Genomic DNA, 15,842 nt, shown 5'->3' on the forward strand with positions numbered 1-15,842 from the left:
CAGAGCACGCGCGGTCGACCAGAACGACCAGAAGGGCAAACTCAAGTCATGCTGCACATGCGGATCACCACACCCTCAGACCTCACCGAACAAGTCCTGGCGGTCTTCACCGACGACCCCGCAGTCAGCAACCTCTCGGTCCTCCGGGGTGTCTCGGTGCAACCGGCAGGCGACCTCGTCTTGGCCGACGTCGCCCGCGAAGCTGCCAACGAGGTCGTCGACCAGCTCGACGCCCTCGGGCTCCCCCAGAGCGGCACCATTCACGTCGAACCAGTCACGACCTGGGTGTCGAAGGCCGGTTTCGACGCGGAACGCCACACCCCTGGCTCCAGCGCCGACGCCGTGGTCTGGGCAGACGTGACCCAACGCGCATATGAGGAGTCCGAGCTCAACTGGACGTACCTGGCGTTCATGACACTGGCGACGCTGCTTGCCTCCATCGCCGTCGTCGTGGACTCCCAGGTCCTGGTCATCGGGGCGATGGTGCTCGGCCCGGAATTCGTAGCCATCGCCGCCCTCGGCCTCGCCCTGGTTAGACGACGCGGCACCCTCTTCGGGTTGGCTGCGCGCACCCTGCTCATCGGGTTCGCGGTCGCCATCAGCTTCACCACCGTCGCCGCACTCGCCGGACGCGCACTCGGCTGGATCACCCTCGACGACGTGACCGGAGAACGACCGGGCACCGGCTTCATCTACTCACCCGACAAGTGGTCCTTCATCGTCGCCGTCATTGCCGCCGCAGCCGGAGTGCTGTCCTTGACCTCCGCGAAAGTCGGCGGACTCTCCGGCGTCTTCATCTCCGTCACCACCGTCCCCGCCGCCGGAAACGTCGCCCTCGGCATCGCCGTCGGGGCCGGCGACGAAGTCTGGGGTAGCGCCCAGCAACTCCTCATCAACATCAGCGGCATGATCATCGCCGGGTGGGCCACCCTGGCGCTGCAACAGGTGGTCTGGCGGCGTAAGGCCCGGCACCGGCGCCGTCTTCTCGCCAGACAACGTCCCTAGCCGTCCAGCCAGTCCACCGGCATGATGAGCCAGCTGGATGATCTCGACGAGCACAGCCTGCGCACAGCGCTCATCGTCCTGGCCTTGTCATCTTCGGAGGCGCGGCCCTGCTTCAACTCGCCTCGACCCTGACAACGCCGACGACTGAGCACTGGGTAGCAACGGACGTTGCACCTCTCCACTCCCGGGGCAGAACTCGAAGGGGGTCTGTCTGAGTAACGGTGTAAGCGGCGGTTTCCATTGTTAGCGAATCTCCGGGGCCGGCATCCGGTCGGCGAAGGTGATGGCGAAGGCGTTGAGTGCTGGCTTCCACCTCATGGTCCATCGTGTCTGACCGGTGCCCTTGGGGTCCAGCGACCTGGTGACCATGTACAGGCACTTCATCGCGGCCTGCTCGGTCGGGAAGTGGCCCCGGACCGTCACGGCCCGGCGGTAGCGGGCGTTGAGAGACTCGATCGCGTTCGTCGAGCAAAGGACCTTGCGGATCTCGGCGTCATAGTCGAGGAACGGGGTGAACTGCTCCCACGCCGTCCGCCACAGGCCACTGATCGCCGGGTAGGGCTTGCCCCACTTCTCGTCGAACTCTTCGAACGCCCGCCAGGCCGCATCGCGACTCGGGGCACCGTAGATCGGTTTCAGATCGACCCTACAAGACCATCGCCGACGTCGAGTACGCCACCGCCGGCTGGGTCGATTGGTACAGCAACCGGCGCCTGCACTCGACGCTGGGAAACGTCCCGCCCATCGAGTACGAGCAAGCCCACTACGCTGCCCTCAACCGAGAGCCGCACCCCGTATAGGAACGGCTGAAAACCTCGGGCGCTTCACCCCGGGCCATCGGCCCGGGGTTCTTTGTGTGTTGCGCCAGTAGTTCTTGGTGGGTTCGATGTCGTGGTGAGAGAGGATCTCGCTGGTGGCGAGGTTGATGACGGTGGCGTTGTCGGCGATGGCGAGGATTCGGGTTCCTCGGTGGGCGTAGCCGACGCCGAGGTGGTGCATTCGTCCGGCTCTGCGGAGGCTGACTTTGCCCCAGATGTCGACGTGGTCGTAGCGCAACCGGTAGTGCCCGGCTGGTTGTCCTTGTTCGGCGGGTGGACTGGCCTTGGGCAGCGCGTTGTAGGCGCTGGCGGGGGTGGCTCGGTCGAGTGCTCGGTGGGGACGGTGGTTGTTGTAGACCTCGCGCAGGACGTCGAGCTGAGCCTGAAGGGCGGCGAGGGTGTCAACGGGCGACTGCTGGGCGAGCCAGCGCTTCTGGGTCTGGTGGAGGCGTTCGACCGTGCCCTGGGTCTGGGGGTGGTTGGCGGCGCCGTTCTTTTGGGTGACGCCGAGCGCGGCGAGGGTGTACTCGAAGGCGTTCTTTCCGCCCCCGAAGCGTGCGGTGTATACGCGACCGCTGTCGGTCAGGGTGGCGGCGGGGATGCCGTGTTCGTTGCAGGTCTGGAGGAACTGGGTGACCACGAGGTCACCAGTCACCGGTGCGTGGACGGAGCAGGCCAGGAGGTAGCGGGAGTGGTCGTCGAGCCAGTTCAGTATCTCGACGTCGGTGTGCCGTCGGCCAGGCGCCAGTGGGTGAAGTCTGATTGCCAGCACTCGTTGGGCTGGGAGGCCTCGAAGCGGTGGTAGGACGAGCGCGGTCGTCTTCTCGGTTCGGGGACGACGAGTCCGGCTGCGTGGAGGATGCGCCGGATCGTGGAGGTGGAGGGCGCGGTGTGGCCTGCCTGGGTGAGTTGCCAGGCGATGGTGAGAGGTCCGGCGTCGAGTCCGGCAGCGGTGAGGTTCAGTCGCAGCTGAACAATCAGTTCCCGGACGTCGTCGCTGGTGGCGTTGCCGGGGACGTGCGGGCGCCGTGAACGTGGGTCGACGGCGTCGAGGCCGCCTTCGCGGTAGCGGGCCAGCAGACGATGGAGGTGGCGTCGCGAGAAGCCGTACTGCGCCGCGGCAGCAGTGACCGAGAGTTCCCTAGTAACGACCTTGAGCACTGCAACGCGGGCTTTCGACAGCTCCAAGACAGTGACGCATGTCCCGACTCACGTGAGACCTGTCAGGTGGGACCCATGTCGTGAACCCAGACACCTACAGGCGCACCACCGAAAACAGCCCCTGACCTGCGGAAACGCAGTGCGGGGGCTGGTTCGTTGCGTTGCACATCAGAGGCGTCCAGAGGGCCGGGCACACTACGGGCACAGTTGATCGAGCAGGCCGCCCGTTGCAACACCCCAGTTCTGACGAAATTCGGGTGCATGTCGGTAGAGGCCGCGGCCGTCGTCGTGCCCCTCGAGGCTCTGGGGCCGAGTCAGAAGATGCGCACCCGATGCTCGCCCGCTGGTCGGATTCCTGTCAGCGTCGAGGCGCGTCCGAAGGGGCTCCGTGGCCCAAACTCGCCATCGACTCCGGTGGTCACGCTCAGGTTGGCGGGTTCAGGTCTCGAATCTTGTCAGCAACAAAGTGGCCAATGAACCCGCCGCCGCCGGTCGTTCTGTACCGGGCTCGGCCGGCCGAGTTCGCCTTCACCTGATCCCACGGGATCGCGGCCTCGCCGGGGCCATCTCAGCTCGTGCGGCAGCCGCTTGGACGTCGGCGTCGTCCTCGGCTCCTCGACCAGCTGCTCGAGCAGCTCGGCGTCGACGACGGCCGCCCCTCTTCGGCCGCCGCGGGTTAGGTACACCGGCCCGTGAACCACGGACCATCGAGCGCCGTCGTCGCCCTCGAATGGTTGACACGTCAGCCGCTACCTGACAATCTCTCATGTCAGGCGTCACCTGACATGAGGAGTCATGATGGATGCAGCAACGGTTGTGGCAACGACTGTGGTAACGAACTGCTCGTTCTGCACGAAGGAAGAACCGCAGGTCGAACAAATGATCGCTGGACCCGGCGTCCATATCTGCAATGAGTGCGTCGCGCTATGCAACGACATTTTCGCAGCCGGCAAAAGCGGACAAGACGAGACGAGCATCCCGCACTGGAGGACGATGACCGACGACGAGATGCTCGAACTTCTACCTGGCGTGGCCTCCGTGGCGACGCAAGTCGAAGACAACTTGCGCGTGTGGGTCCAACGATTGCGGGATCGCGGAGTCAGCTGGGCTCGAATCGGTGGAGCGCTGGGTATGGCGCGACAGTCGGCATGGGAGCGGTTCTCAGACGAGGAATGACGCTGGCTCCATTTCCGGAACTGGTGGGCACGGAGATCATCGATGAGGTTGGCCGAATATGGCGGCCCGACGGAGAGGTACAAAATGCAGGCTGGAAAGGCTCCCCACGCCGAGGCGCGTATCGCAACGTCCGTCTGGCGTAATCGGGACTTCAGATTGATCTGGGGCGGACAGACGGCGTCCGACTTCGGTACCGGCCTCACCATGCTGGCCTACCCGCTGCTGATGCTGGCCCTGACCCACTCCCCGACGCAGGCCGGCGCGCTCTCAGCGGTGTGCACGCTGCCGTACCTCCTGCTCGGGCTCCCCGCCGGCGCCCTGGCGGACAGGTGGAACCGGAAACGCGTCATGATCATCTGCGATCTTTGCCGCGCGGTGACCGTCTTCTCCATCCCGCTGACCCTGTGGCTCGGACACGTCACCCCCGTCCAGCTCTATGTGACGGGCTTCCTCGGCGGCGTGTTCTTCGTGTTCTTCAGCGCCGCCGACGCCGGCGCCCTGCCCAACGTCGTTGAGAAGGACCAGCTCACCTCCGCCGTGGCCGCGCAACAGGCGACCAGCTCGGCGACGGCCGTGGTGGCGCCCCCGCTGGGAGGCAGCCTCTTCCAAATCTTCCGTGGCCTGCCGTTCCTCATCGACGCCATCTCCTACCTGGCTTCGGCGATCGTGCTGTCCGCGGCCCGCCTCGAGTTCCAGCAGCCGCGGGAGCAGACGCAAACGAAGCTGCGGTCGGACATCGTGGTCGGCGTGCGATGGCTATGGACCCATCCGGCGATCCGCACCGTCGCCATCGCGGCGGCCGGGCTGCAACTGGCCATGGCCGGCGCCGAGCTAGTCGTCATCATCGCCGCCCAGCGGGAAGACGCGTCGCCGGCCGTCATCGGCGCCATGCTCTCCGCTGTCGGGATCGGCGGAGTGGCCGGCTCAATCCTCGCCTCGCGGCTCAAGGCCCGGTTCGAGTTCGGCCACATCCTGCTGAGTGTCATGTGGTGCCAAGCTGCTCTGTGGGTTCTGATCGGGTTGTTCGCCCACGTCGTTTTGCTAATTGCCCCGCTCCTCGTGGTGTTCGTGGCGACGGCGCAGATCTTCGGCATCGCAGCCCTGAGCTACCAGCTGTCCGCCACCCCCGACCACCTGCAGAGCCGGGTCGGTACCGCCTTCAAGCTGATCGCGTGGAGCAGCTTCCCGCTGGGCGCCGGTATCGCCGGAGTGCTGCTCGGCCGGTTCGGACCGGCCGTAACCAGCTTGGTGTTCGGCGTTTGGGTCTTCGCCATCGCCCTGTTCGCCACCGTGTGCGGTGGCCTGCGCGAGCTCGCCGATCCCAGCGATCACTCCTCGTAGACGAGTGCCCGCCACTTGGCTAATCGCCACGACGGCTTCACGGACTACGCGATCAATCCCCGGGCCTCGGCGCGGTACCGGCGAGCGGCATCGCTCCCACCGCAACCGGGGCGGCTTTCAGCCGGCGAACACGGTGGTCAGCACGAGGTCTCGTGTGATGGTGAACCGGCCCGGCCAAACCGTCAGGTGCGGTCCGCCGTCGATCCTGGTGCAGTCGGCCAGCAGCTGTGCGTTGAACGTGCCGGAATTTGGGTCGATGGTCAGCTGGGCCTCCTCGAAGCCGAGCCAACGCCGAGTCACCGGGAACCACGCTTTGTACACCGATTCCTTGGCGCTGAATAGCAGCCGCCCCCAGTGGATGTCCGGGTGGGTGACTTCGAGGCGCCCCAGCATGTCCTTCTCGGCCGGCCGGGCGATCGATTCGATGATGCCGTCGGGTAGCGGGCCGTGCGGTTCGGCGTCGATGCCGAGCAGGGACATGTCGGCGATGCGAGCCACCGCCGCGGATCGATAGCCGGCGCAATGGGTGATGCTGCCGGTCATTCCGGCCGGCCATTGGGGTTCGCGTTTGGGCCCGGTGCGGATGGGGGCGTCCAAGTAGCCGAATGCGCGCAGCGCCGTTCGGGCGCATCGGCGCGCGGTGATAAACTCGCGCCGCCGTTCGGCGACCGCTTTGGCGATGAGGTCTTCCTCGCCCGGGAAGGGTTTCTCGTCCGGCACATCGTCGAACGCCTCGACCGCCACGACCGTCGGAGGCAGCAACATCTCAATCATGAACGACCCGAAAGAATGCGTCGCACCGGCTGTGGCGCGTCACCACGGCGGGTCCACTCGCGCGGATAGCCGAGCGACACTTCCTCGAACGGAACCCCGTCGTGCCAAGTGGTTCGGGGAATGTGCAGATGGCCGTAGACCGTGGCCGTGGCGCGGAAGCGCAGGTGCCAATCCGCGGTGCGATAGGTGCCACACCATTGCGCGAACTCCGGGTGCCACATGACCTCGGTCGGCTCACGGCGCAGCGGCCAGTGGCTGACCAGCACGGTCGGAAGGGCCGCGTCGATCGTGGTGAGCCGTTTCTCCGTTTCGATCAGCCGGGCCGAACACCACGATTCCCGATCGGGGTACGGGTCGGGAAACAGCAAAATCTCGTCGGTGCAAACCACGCCGGCATCATAAGCGCGCTGAAGCGAATCCTCCTTCGTGGTCGTGCCGGGTACCGTCCACGAATAGTCGTAGAGCACGAACAGTGGCGCCACGACGACCCGGCTTTCCGCACCGGGCCACACCGGATAGTCGTCCTCGGGGGTGATCACGTCCAGCCGCCGGCACAGGGCCACGAGGGCCATGTAACGCTCCACGCCGCGCAGCTTCACCGGGTCGCTGGGATGGCTCCACAGCTCATGATTGCCCGGTGCCCAAATGACCTTGGCGAATCGGCCACGCAGCGCATCAAGGGCCCACGCGATGTCATCGAAGATCTCACCGACGTCGCCCGCGACGATCAGCCAATCTTCGTCGGAGCCCGGTCGGATGCGCTCGACGACCGGGGGCAGACCCATCTGTCCCCAGTACTTCTTCGAGGCGTAGCGGAATGTGTTGCGGATCAGGTGGATCACACAGGTCTGCACGATCGCCTGGCCGAACACCGCGCCGACCGAATCGGGTAGTCCCTTGAGGCCGTCGCAGATCACGAAGAAGATGTCCTCGACGCCACGGTTCTTCAGCTCGGTCAGGACCTGCAACCAGAACTTTGCCGACTCCCCACCACCATTGCCGGCCCAGATACCGAGGATGTCTTTGTGGCCGCCCAGGTCGACACCGATCGCGGCGTAGATCGGCCGGTTCCCGACCTGGCCGTCGCGGATCTTCACGTAGATCGCGTCGATGAACACCGCGGCGTAGACCTTCTCCAGCGGCCTCGAGGTCCACTCGGCCATCTCGGCTACGACCCGGTCAGTGATCCTCGAGATCGTGTCCTTCGACAACGAGGCACCGTAGATCTCGGCGAAGTGGGCGCTGATCTCCCCAGTGGTCAGCCCCTTGGCTGACAACGACAACACGATCGTGTCGACATCGCCCAGGCGCCGTTGGCGTTTGGCCACGATCACCGGGCTGAACGTGCCATCGCGATCACGTGGGACGGTGATCTCGATCGGTCCGACGTTGTCGGTCAGCACCGTCTTGGTCCGCACCCCGTTGCGCGAGTTCCCGCCGTTGCGGCCGGCGACCTCGTGCTTGTCGTAGCCGAGGTGCTCAGACATCTCCTCGTCCAGAGCGGTCTCGATCACCGTCTTGGTCAGCGCCTTGAGCATCCCGTCCGGACCGGTCAACGCGACCCCGCGCGCCCGGGTCGTACGGACCAGCTCGCGGGCGATCTCGAGCTCCTCAGCTGACGGCTGAGCAGACCCCTCAAGACCTGGGTCATGTTGCTGCGCGTCTTCTGGCGGCAACACCGCCACATCCTCGGGTGGGCTCACACCATCCAGTATTTCGGTCATCAGTGACTCCATCTCGCCAACCAGCAGGTCGGCGTGTCGAGCCACTTACACCGTTGTTCGGACAGTCCCTCGACCTCGCGGGCGTCACAGCCGTCGCCATCCTTGACTGGCCGCACGCCATCCACGACGGCAACGGACGCGCGGTGTTCGTGGTTGCCCCGGAGACCACCGACGAGCAGGTTGGCGCTCTGAGCCAGATCTACACGGGTGCACTCGGCGGCATGCCCTGGGAGATCCTCGGGACGACCTTCGAGGTGGCGGGCCTGGTCAAGGCACCGATCCGGATCACCGAGGCTGGCATCGACTCCGCAGTGGAGATCGAGGGGGTCGGCCGAGCTCAGGGACAGGCACTGCGCAACCCGGTGACCAATGAGCCGCACGAGGCCCACATCACCTTGCCCGACGGCTTCATCTGGACCGACGGCAACTGCGGGGTCGGCTCGTTCGACGTCTCGGCCGAGGGCATCGCGCTGAACTTCACCGACACCAACTGGATCCTCTACGAGTTCAGTTGGGCCAACTGACGTCCGGCGGCCTACTGGTCAGGGCGGGCGATCGTCTGGTTGAGGTTCTCCACGGCATTCTCGGACTGCGACGTTGAGTAGGCTGACCCCGGGCTCCCACCGGCCTGGCCGGCCAGGCGTCGCGGCTCCCGGGTCGGCCCACGAGCACGGTCGCCAGACGATGAGCGTATGGACCTCAGAGAGGGGACCTGCGAACCGCCCTCACCTGTGGAGGTTGGCCCGACATCGGCGGGTGCGACACCCTCCGGCGGCGGGTGATTCACCGAACGCGGCTGCCCAACAACATGGGCACTCGCCGAGGCGGTGCTACGTCGAGGCCGCGCGGGTCGGCAGGTCGAGGGTGACCTGCCGACCGGTGATGCAGGCACTGCCGTCGTGGGCCTCGGCGACGGCCTGGACGAGGGCAAGTCCGAGGCCGGTGCCTCGGGTGGCGCGGCTGGTGTCGGCGCGGCTGAAACGGTGAAACGCCTGATCGACGAAATCGGCGGGGAAGCCCGGGCCTTCGTCGCTGACGGCTAGCTGGGTTCCTTCGCGGGTTTCGGTGGCCGTGACGCGGATGGTGCCTTCGCCGTATCGCAGTGCGTTGGAGATGAGGTTCGAGAGGGCGAGGTCGAGCCAGTGCTGGTTCCCCTCGACGGTCAGGCCGGTCGGTGCGGACGTTTCGAGGCTTCGGCCCTCCGCGTTGGCTTGCGCGGTGAAGCGGTCGGTGACACTGGTGAGGAGCTGGTCGACGTCGACGGGGTCGTGCGGGGTTTCGCCGGAGGCGCGGAGCTCCTCGAGGTCGAGGAGGGCGTTGGAGAGGATAATGAGTCGCTCGACCTGGCTGCGCAGAGACTCGAAGGCGGTCGTGGTCTCGGCGTTGCCGCGGGGCCGCAGCAGGGCCACCTCGAGTTCGGTGCGCATCAGTGCAAGCGGTGAACGCAGTTCGTGGGAGGCGTCCGCGAGGAACTGTCGTTCGCGGTCGTTGGCCTGCCGGATACGCTCGAGCATTGCATTGAAGGTGTGCCCAAGGCGAGTGACCTCGTCGTCCTTGCCGGTGGCGACGGGGAGCAGCGGCGCCCCGTCGGCCTGCTCGGCGGCGAGGCGGTATCTCTCGACCGGGTTGAGGGCCGCCCGGGCGGTTCCGTAGCCGACGAGCGAGGCGGCGATCAGGGTGGCGAGGTCGGCGATGGTGAGTTGGAGCAGGAGCTCACGCAGTGCCTCGTCGTGCTTGTTCGTGCTGATGGCTGATGCGACCACGACGGGTCCGCGCGAGGCGTCAACTCGTGCGACCACCACCTTGTAGGGATGGTCGGTCGGGGGCAGGAGGTGGCCTACGTCCTCGCGAACCTCGGTGCCGGCGGCGGCCTGCGCGAGGGCGTCCGGGTCGGCGAGCCGAATCGTGGCGTTGCCGGCGATGACGCGACCTTGCGGGTCGTAGACCTGGTAGCTCTGGCCGGGTGTGTCGGTCGGTGGCGTGTCACCGGTGGAGATGGCGCGTTGGACAACCTCTTGGTATGCGCCGAGGTCTTGGTCGAGCTGTCGGTTCAGGGCGTACCCGACGCGCCAGAACACGAAGGCTCCGGCGATCAGGAGCACGGCGGTCATGGTGGCGGCGACGGCAAACACCAGGCGGGTGACGATGGGTCGGTCACCGACCAGGCGGCGCCACAGAGTCATCCTTGGGTCATTTCTTGGTCTGTTCCAGTCGGTATCCGACGCCTCGCAGCGTGCGGATCGTGACCAGATCGGACGCCTCGAGCCGGATCCGGAGCCTGGACATGTGGACGTCGAGAGCGTTGCTGCGGATGTCGACCTCGCCGTCCCAGACGTCTTCGTACAGTCGGGCTCGGCTCACGACGTGGCCGCGGCTCTCCATCAGCGAGGTGAGCATCGCGAACTCGCGGCGAGACAGGGTGACCTCGGAGTCGGCGACCCAGACCCTTTGCTCAAGTGGGTCCAGGGTGATGTCGCCGACGATGAGCCGGTGATCGGTGTCAGGGTCGAGGCGGCGCCGGATGGCGCGCAGACGTGCGTGCAGCTCTTCGAGGGCGAACGGTTTGACGAGGTAGTCATCGGCCCCGGCCTCGAGACCGGCGACCCGTTCGGGGACGGCGCCGCGGGCGGTCAGCATCAGGATGGGGACGTCGTTGCCTTCTCGGCGAAGCTGCTTGCACACCTCGATTCCACTCAGGCCCGGCAACATCAGATCGAGAACCACTGCGTCGACGTCGAGCGCGCGGCCTGCGGCGAGACCACTCGGCCCATCGAAGCATCCGATGGTCATCACGCCCTGGTCCTCGAGGTAGCTCGCGATGAGCTCGACCATCCGACGCTCGTCGTCGACCACTACCACGTGCATTCGGTCAGCGTAGGTGAGTGGCCTCGCGTCTGGTGCGAGGACACTAGGCAACGGGCGCCTCGCGCGCCGGCAGGTCCGTGCGTTGTTGCGGTGTCGAGGGCATGTTCGTCGGGAGCGTCGCGAACACGAACCGTTTGTAGGTCGCGTACCGGAACACGGTGCCGAGCGCGAGCCCGACGACGTTCGCGGAGATGTTGTCCGCGACGCGGCTGGTGAGGCCGAGGACATCGTGGGAGAGGACCAGGGTGACGATGGAGAACCCGAACCCGATCACGTTGAAGAGGACGAAGAGACTCACCTCGCGTCGCCGGTTCCCCGAGGTGTGGTCGCGCCAAGTCAGGCTGCGGTTCCCCAGGTAGGTGACCCACATCGCGACTGCGAGCGCGAGGGTACGGGCCACCGACGGGTCCATGCCCGCGAACGGGTGCATCGAGCGCAGCAGGTTGAACGCGACGACGTCTACGACGTACCCGGTGCCACCAACCGCGAGAAACGTCAACACCTCGCGAGGCAGCAGTCGCTCGATCAGCTCACGCCGCCGCATGATGCCCGACCGACTTGTCGTGCGCGCCGAGCTGGGGGGTGGCGGTTGTCCCTGGTGTGTCGCATCCGCCGGCGTGGTGACGGGATCCCTTTCCGTAGCGGTGGAGGAGTTCGTTCCAGCGCCAGACCAGCACTCGAGACAGCGCTTCGGCGACGATGGATCCCGTCATCTTCGAGGTGCCGGCTGGCCGGTCGGTGAATGTGATGGGCACCTCGGTGACTCTGAGGCCGAGCCGGACCGCGCGCCACGTGATCTCGATCTGGAAGCAGTACCCGTTCGACGCGGATTCGACGGCGCCGAGGCGTTCGAGGGCGTCGCGTCGGAACGCCTTGAACCCTGCGGTCGTGTCGTGCACAGGAAGCCCGAGAACGAGGCGGACGTAGAGGTTGCCGGACCGGGAGATGAGCCGTCTGCTCAGTGACCAGTTGCTCACCGCTCCCCCTGGGACGTATCGGGACCCGACCGTGACGTCTGCTTGGCCGAGAGCGCCCAGAAGTGCGGGAACGCGCTCCGCGGGGTGGGAGAGGTCAGCGTCCATCTGGACGACGGCCTCGTAGCCGAGGGCGAGTGCCCAGGTGAATCCGGCGCGATAGGCGGCTCCGAGACCGTCCTTCTCTGCCCGCGACAGCAGGAAGACGCGACCTGGTCCCTCCCGTCGGCCGGAGTGATCTGCGAGGTATCCGCGTTGATGCATGACGATAGACGCGGTGCCGTCGGGGCTGTTGTCGTCGACCACCAGGACGTCGACGGCGGGGGCAGCGGCTCGGAGCCGGTCGATGACCGTGGTGATGTTTCCTGCCTCGTTGTACGTCGGGATGATCACCACCGTGCGACGGGAGTCGAAGGCAGCGGACGCGTCCAGCGGGGTCATGATGTGGCTCCTGGGTGGGTGCGGGTCGCCTGTCGAGGCGACGAAGCTGGGCGGAGAGGGGGGTGGGCGTCGTGTCGTGCCAGCCGGAGTGATGAGGGACCGGCGGGCGACGGTCCAGGTCGCGACTACCGCCGTGGACATCGCGGCCGCTCCCAGGACGTCGGTGGTCCAATGCACACCGAGGTAGACGCGGCTGACCGCCACCAGCACAGCGACGCTCGCGGCACCCGAACCTGCGAGAACCCGGCCGCGTGGCGAGGCACCGGCGGAGACAATCACCGCGAGGATGCCCCACGCGGCGACGGCCTGGGTGGTGTGGCCCGACGGGTAGGCCCACCCGTCGGCGGACGCTAGCCAGTCGTTTGCCGGCGGTCGGCGCCGGTGCACGAGCTGACCGACAACGGCGTGCAGGAGAAGAGCGGTCCCGTAGACGGCAGTGATGTCAAGTACCGGAGCCCAGGACCGGCGGCGTCGAGCGAGGAGCCCTCCACCGATGGCCAGCAGGGGCACGGTGACCGTGGTGGCACCCAGCCAGGTGACCGTCTTGAAGAAGGCATCGAGACTCGGGATTCGGTGAGCGAGGACCCAGCCGTGGATGCGCGGGTCCAGCAGCGCGAACTCTTCGCGAGCCAGGACGTCCTGAGTGATCCCGAGGAATGTCCACGTGGCCGCGACGGCGACCGTGAGGGCAGCGGTCAGCGCGAGTCCGGTGCGGTTGGTCGGGTCGATGCGTGCACCGATCCAGCTGGTCGTCCGTGGGAACCGCTCCCGGGTTCCCCGTACGGCAGGGCTGGAGGTGATCCGGGTTGCGAGTCGGGTGAACCGCCCTGCGCGGGTACGACGGAGCAGGACTCCGCCCAGCAGCGCGACGACGACGACGGCCAAGGCGGCGAGCCCGATCCGGGATGCGATGTGCTCGACGTGCCGCCAGCTGCTGCCGCCCAGATAGCCCAGCAGCACCGACATGGTTCCCCACGCGACGCCGCTCGCCACGTTGTAGGTGACGAAGGTGCGGTAGCGCAGCCCGGACATGCCGGCCAGGCCGGGGATCATGACTCGCAGCGCGGCGGTGAACCGGCCGAAGAACACTGCCTTCCCTCCGCGTTCGGCCAAGTACTTCTCCGCGCGATCGAGGTGCCTGCTCTTCACGAACCGCCCCACGGTCCCGTCCAGCATGCGTCTTCCGTAGCGGCGTCCGACCGCGTAGCCGACACTGTCGCCGACGACGGCACCCGCGATCCCGGCCGCGAGTACCGCACCCAATGAGACGTTGCCCTCGTAGGCCAGGACGCCGCCGAGGATGAGCGCGATCTCGCCGGGGAAGATGAACCCGATGAACGCGGAGGACTCGAGTGCGGGGAGCGCAAACACCACAAGCAGAGCGACCACCGGTGGCAGCGCGAGCATGTGCGACGCAAGGGCGCTCATCATCGAGACAGGCTCCGTTCGGCGGTGGTCAGGAGCGGTCTTGGCGGGGTGCGGCTCGACCCGGCCGCAACCCGAATGAGCAACGGGCGCACCGCCAGGTAGCCCGAGCAGGTGACCGCCGCGTCGAGCAGCAGCCCGACAATGACGTCGAGGGGGAAGTGCACACCGACGTAGACGCGGGCGAACGCCATCACCACCGCAGCCACCGCGGCCACCGCGGTCGCGGCGCCGAGGCATCGGTGGGTGAGCAGCGCGCCCGCCGGCGCCCACAGGGCCGAGGCCATGCTCCTCGGGTTCCGGTCGCGGCGCGCCCACAACCACGCCACAAGCAGGACGGCGGCGAACAGGGCTACGGCGTACTCGGCGTAGAGCCTCATCGGGGCGTGCAGCGCGGGTGTGCTCTGGGCGAACTGGTTCACGGCCGGAAACCAATCGCTCCGTGTGCTCTGCCACATCACTGGGCACCCACTCCGCACGCCGACGGCGGCGGAATCGTCGCGAGAGGACGGTTCACGCCGTCGTGCAGCCAGACAGTGTGCCCACACACCAGGGCCACGGCCCGGTAGTAGGTGTGCAACGCCGCGTCCACGCGGTCGTCGGGGTCGAGGCCCCAGGTGTGCGCGGGGTCCCACCGGATCACCCAGGTCGGTGCGGCCGGTCCGGTCAGGGTGGACGTCAGCAGCGTCAGGTGCGGGTCGAGGGTCCGGGCGGGCAGACTCCACGCGTACGGGTAGCCGGGTGAGAGCCCGGAGGCGTCGATGACGTTCGCGTGCGTGAACGGCACCACCAGGGTGTCGCTCGGCCGCGCGGACTCGGCGACCCACCGCCCCGTCGTGTACGTCTGACTTGACCCGGTCGCGGCGATGACGGCAACAATCGGGGAGACCAACGCTGTCGTGGCAGCCGCCACGACAACCAGATGACGGGTCCAGCGCCAGCCTGGCACCCTGCGGTGCGCGCTGAGCCCTGCTGCCAAGGCCACCATCGGGATCAGCGCGATCAAGTAGTGCGGCCAGAAGTTCTCTCCGGCCAGCACCCCGGATGCCTCGACCACCGCGGTTGCGGAGATCGCCCACGGAAGCGGGTCTAGGTGACGAAGTCGCCGCCGGTGGCTCCAGCCCAGGTGCAGCACGAGGACGAGCAGTCCGGACCAGCAGGCGAGAAGGGCGAGGAGGCCGAGCCGGTGCAGGGGTGCGTTCCACGACCAGCTCGCCATCACCGCTGAGGCGTCTCCCCGAAAACCGAACGTGGCGTACTCCAGCGCACCCACGCCACCGTGACCGGAGGCCCAGGCCAGGGTCACGGCGCCGGGTATGACGACACCGCATGCAAACCCTGCCGCGATCATCAGGACCTTGCGGGGCAGGTAGGTGAGCCGGTTGGCACGGGTGGCTACACCCATGGTGAGGAGGACGGCGGCGAACACGAAGGCGTCGACGAAGTTCTGCTTCATCAACATCGCCATGGTCGCGGCGGCGCCGGCCAGGATGGCGAGCAGCACCATCTGGGTCCGGTCGGTCGAAACATGGACGGCGCGCAGGAGTGTGGCGACGGACACGGTCACGAGGACCGCGGCGGCGAGCTCTCCGTTGAGCCGCTGTGCCTGCAACAAGATCGATGAACCGAACGCGAACCCGGTCCAGGCCGCCCACCTGGCGGCGGGACGACCTCCGATGGCCTCCGTAGCGGAGGCGAGGGCCGCGACGAGGACGACGGCCAGCACACCCGCGGTGAGCCGCACACCGTACGGCCCGAGTCGTTGGGCGACGTCGAACAGAGCGATGAGACCGGGTGGCCGGTCGACCCACTGCGGGCCGTACAGGAATCCTCCGCCGTCGCGCCAGTGCCGGGCCACCATCGCGAAGCCGCCCTCGTCGGAACCGAACTGACGGGTCAGCGAGAGCAGGTGGACCGACAGCGTGGCGAGGCACGCGAGCATCACCGAATGTCGGCGCGAGAAGGTTCGGAGCGTCGCCACGGCAAGGGGAAACCGGGTCGATGGGGCAGAGCGGAATGTGCGGAGGTCGCCAGCGGGGCGACGTGCGTCAGCGACCGACCCGGCGCCCGTCCCACGGCGCAGGTCTGCGCGGTCAAGGTTCGGTTGCACGCTCACATCAGCGACGCTACGGAGCACA

At 67.2% G+C, this 15,842-nt stretch carries 11 protein-coding genes and 5 pseudogenes; 5 read left to right on the top strand and 11 right to left on the bottom strand.

What is annotated here, in order from left to right; translation table 11 throughout:
* Positions 1-48: 48 nt before the first annotated feature.
* Positions 49-1,005, top strand: coding sequence for a DUF389 domain-containing protein (locus H4Q84_RS01700; protein ID WP_248581689.1), 957 nt, complete (start codon positions 49-51; stop codon positions 1,003-1,005).
* Positions 1,006-1,248: 243 nt separating this feature from the next.
* Here the strand turns inward: H4Q84_RS01700 and H4Q84_RS01705 are convergent.
* Positions 1,249-1,671, bottom strand: a pseudogene (locus H4Q84_RS01705) (transposase); the annotation flags it as partial.
* Between H4Q84_RS01705 and H4Q84_RS01710 the strand changes: the two are divergent.
* Positions 1,629-1,805, top strand: a pseudogene (locus H4Q84_RS01710) (integrase core domain-containing protein); the annotation flags it as partial. The pseudogenes H4Q84_RS01705 and H4Q84_RS01710 overlap by 43 nt on opposite strands.
* Here the strand turns inward: H4Q84_RS01710 and H4Q84_RS01715 are convergent.
* Positions 1,780-3,005: pseudogene (locus H4Q84_RS01715) on the bottom strand (IS481 family transposase). The pseudogenes H4Q84_RS01710 and H4Q84_RS01715 sit on opposite strands and share 26 nt — an antisense overlap.
* A gap of 777 nt (positions 3,006-3,782) precedes the next feature.
* Here H4Q84_RS01715 and H4Q84_RS01720 point away from each other — a divergent pair.
* A pseudogene (locus H4Q84_RS01720) lies at positions 3,783-3,923 on the top strand (ClpX C4-type zinc finger protein); the annotation flags it as partial.
* A 279-nt stretch (positions 3,924-4,202) separates the two neighbouring features.
* Positions 4,203-5,501, top strand: coding sequence for an MFS transporter (locus H4Q84_RS01725; RefSeq protein WP_248581690.1), 1,299 nt, complete (start codon positions 4,203-4,205; stop codon positions 5,499-5,501).
* 117 nt (positions 5,502-5,618) lie between these two features.
* Here the strand turns inward: H4Q84_RS01725 and H4Q84_RS01730 are convergent, their stop codons facing one another.
* The 3 genes and pseudogenes from H4Q84_RS01730 to H4Q84_RS01740 form a co-directional block, all read right to left on the bottom strand.
* Positions 5,619-6,275: a 4'-phosphopantetheinyl transferase superfamily protein gene (locus H4Q84_RS01730; RefSeq protein WP_248581691.1), complete on the bottom strand. Its 657-nt coding sequence runs from the start codon at positions 6,273-6,275 to the stop codon at positions 5,619-5,621.
* Positions 6,272-7,060: a metallophosphoesterase gene (locus H4Q84_RS01735; protein WP_248583586.1), complete on the bottom strand. Its 789-nt coding sequence runs from the start codon at positions 7,058-7,060 to the stop codon at positions 6,272-6,274. Before H4Q84_RS01735 ends, H4Q84_RS01730 begins: the two co-directional genes overlap by 4 nt.
* Positions 7,061-7,066: 6 nt before the next feature.
* A pseudogene (locus H4Q84_RS01740) lies at positions 7,067-7,876 on the bottom strand (IS256 family transposase); the annotation flags it as partial.
* Between the two features lie 176 nt (positions 7,877-8,052).
* Between H4Q84_RS01740 and H4Q84_RS01745 the strand changes: the two are divergent.
* Positions 8,053-8,523 (top strand): DUF1326 domain-containing protein, encoded by a 471-nt coding sequence (locus H4Q84_RS01745; protein WP_248581692.1) that lies wholly within the window; start codon positions 8,053-8,055, stop codon positions 8,521-8,523.
* 306 nt (positions 8,524-8,829) lie between these two features.
* Here H4Q84_RS01745 and H4Q84_RS01750 read toward each other — a convergent pair whose 3' ends face one another.
* Genes H4Q84_RS01750 through H4Q84_RS01775 form a run of 6 tightly spaced genes read right to left on the bottom strand, consistent with a single transcriptional unit; the run spans position 8,830 to position 15,646 of the window.
* On the bottom strand, positions 8,830-10,182 hold the full coding sequence (locus H4Q84_RS01750) for a HAMP domain-containing sensor histidine kinase (RefSeq protein ID WP_248581693.1): 1,353 nt from the start codon (positions 10,180-10,182) through the stop codon (positions 8,830-8,832).
* A gap of 7 nt (positions 10,183-10,189) precedes the next feature.
* On the bottom strand, positions 10,190-10,864 hold the full coding sequence (locus H4Q84_RS01755; protein WP_248581694.1) for a response regulator transcription factor: 675 nt from the start codon (positions 10,862-10,864) through the stop codon (positions 10,190-10,192).
* 43 nt (positions 10,865-10,907) lie between these two features.
* The gene (locus H4Q84_RS01760) at positions 10,908-11,408 is read right to left on the bottom strand and encodes a GtrA family protein (protein WP_248581695.1); all 501 of its coding nucleotides are present in this window, start codon (positions 11,406-11,408) and stop codon (positions 10,908-10,910) included.
* Complete coding sequence (locus tag H4Q84_RS01765; protein WP_248581696.1) at positions 11,395-13,710, bottom strand: glycosyltransferase; 2,316 nt, start codon at positions 13,708-13,710, stop codon at positions 11,395-11,397. Before H4Q84_RS01765 ends, H4Q84_RS01760 begins: the two co-directional genes overlap by 14 nt.
* Positions 13,707-14,126 (bottom strand): phosphatase PAP2 family protein, encoded by a 420-nt coding sequence (locus H4Q84_RS01770; RefSeq protein WP_248581697.1) that lies wholly within the window; start codon positions 14,124-14,126, stop codon positions 13,707-13,709. The genes H4Q84_RS01765 and H4Q84_RS01770 overlap by 4 nt, the downstream gene beginning before the upstream one ends.
* Before the next feature lie 35 nt (positions 14,127-14,161).
* The gene (locus tag H4Q84_RS01775) at positions 14,162-15,646 is read right to left on the bottom strand and encodes a hypothetical protein (protein ID WP_248581698.1); all 1,485 of its coding nucleotides are present in this window, start codon (positions 15,644-15,646) and stop codon (positions 14,162-14,164) included.
* Positions 15,647-15,842 lie beyond the last annotated feature (196 nt).

It is taken from the genome of Nocardioides sp. InS609-2 (assembly GCF_023208195.1).
Taxonomy (GTDB): domain Bacteria; phylum Actinomycetota; class Actinomycetes; order Propionibacteriales; family Nocardioidaceae; genus Nocardioides.

What these genes read in the sequence shown, in the direction of transcription:
- H4Q84_RS01700 (WP_248581689.1), top strand. Translation starts at nt 49, where the DNA reads ATGCTGCACATGCGGATCACCACACCCTCAGACCTCACCGAACAAGTC.
- H4Q84_RS01725 (WP_248581690.1), top strand. Translation starts at nt 4,203, where the DNA reads ATGAGGTTGGCCGAATATGGCGGCCCGACGGAGAGGTACAAAATGCAG.
- H4Q84_RS01730 (WP_248581691.1), bottom strand. Translation starts at nt 6,275, where the DNA reads ATGATTGAGATGTTGCTGCCTCCGACGGTCGTGGCGGTCGAGGCGTTC.
- H4Q84_RS01735 (WP_248583586.1), bottom strand. Translation starts at nt 7,060, where the DNA reads ATGGGTCTGCCCCCGGTCGTCGAGCGCATCCGACCGGGCTCCGACGAA.
- H4Q84_RS01750 (WP_248581693.1), bottom strand. Translation starts at nt 10,182, where the DNA reads ATGACTCTGTGGCGCCGCCTGGTCGGTGACCGACCCATCGTCACCCGC.
- H4Q84_RS01755 (WP_248581694.1), bottom strand. Translation starts at nt 10,864, where the DNA reads ATGCACGTGGTAGTGGTCGACGACGAGCGTCGGATGGTCGAGCTCATC.
- H4Q84_RS01760 (WP_248581695.1), bottom strand. Translation starts at nt 11,408, where the DNA reads ATGCGGCGGCGTGAGCTGATCGAGCGACTGCTGCCTCGCGAGGTGTTG.
- H4Q84_RS01765 (WP_248581696.1), bottom strand. Translation starts at nt 13,710, where the DNA reads ATGATGAGCGCCCTTGCGTCGCACATGCTCGCGCTGCCACCGGTGGTC.
- H4Q84_RS01775 (WP_248581698.1), bottom strand. Translation starts at nt 15,646, where the DNA reads ATGCTCGCGTGCCTCGCCACGCTGTCGGTCCACCTGCTCTCGCTGACC.